Origin of the sequence: Xanthomonas sp. SHU 199 (genome assembly GCF_000364665.1) — a bacterium.
Taxonomy (GTDB): domain Bacteria; phylum Pseudomonadota; class Gammaproteobacteria; order Xanthomonadales; family Xanthomonadaceae; genus Xanthomonas_A; species Xanthomonas_A sontii.
In genome coordinates, this window is the sequence record NZ_AQOI01000761.1 from 1 (window position 1) to 498 (window position 498).

Below are 498 nucleotides of genomic sequence, written 5' to 3' on the forward strand. Positions count from 1 at the left end.
TCGGCGAGGCGCTGCCGGCGGCGGAATGGGCGCGCGCGCAGAGCGCCGCCGACGCCGCCGACCTGGTGCTGGTGATCGGCAGTTCCGGCCTGGTCTATCCGGCCGCCAGCCTGCCGCTGCAGGCCAAGGAGCGTGGCGCCTGCGTGGTCGAGATCAATCCCGAACCCAGCGCGCTGTCGGCGCGCGCGGATCTGCACTGGCGCGACAGCGCCGCGGTGGCGCTGCCGTTGCTGCTGCAGCAGTGCATGGTGACCTGAGCCCGGTTGTCGTGGGGGCCGTGCGCGGTGCTCAGCGCAGCGTGTGCAGGAACGCGTCCACCGCCGCGGTGTAGGCCGAGGGCAGGCCCAGGTCGCGGTTGATCTCCGCGTGGCTGGCATCCTGCGGCAGCACCTCGACGCGGATGCCGCGGGCGCCGGCCTTGCTGGCCAAGTGGCGCGCCTGCGCGCAGGCGTCGGCGCGGCGGCTGGAGCACACCGCCAGCAGCGGCGGCGCGCTGGC

General features: G+C 75.3%; 2 pseudogenes. One reads left to right on the forward strand and one right to left on the reverse strand.

What is annotated here, in order from left to right:
• Positions 1-257: pseudogene (locus tag D183_RS0121005) on the forward strand (NAD-dependent deacylase); the annotation flags it as partial.
• 31 nt (positions 258-288) lie between these two features.
• On the opposite strand, the pseudogene D183_RS25540 reads toward D183_RS0121005, so the two are convergent.
• Positions 289-498: pseudogene (locus tag D183_RS25540) on the reverse strand (alpha/beta hydrolase); the annotation flags it as partial.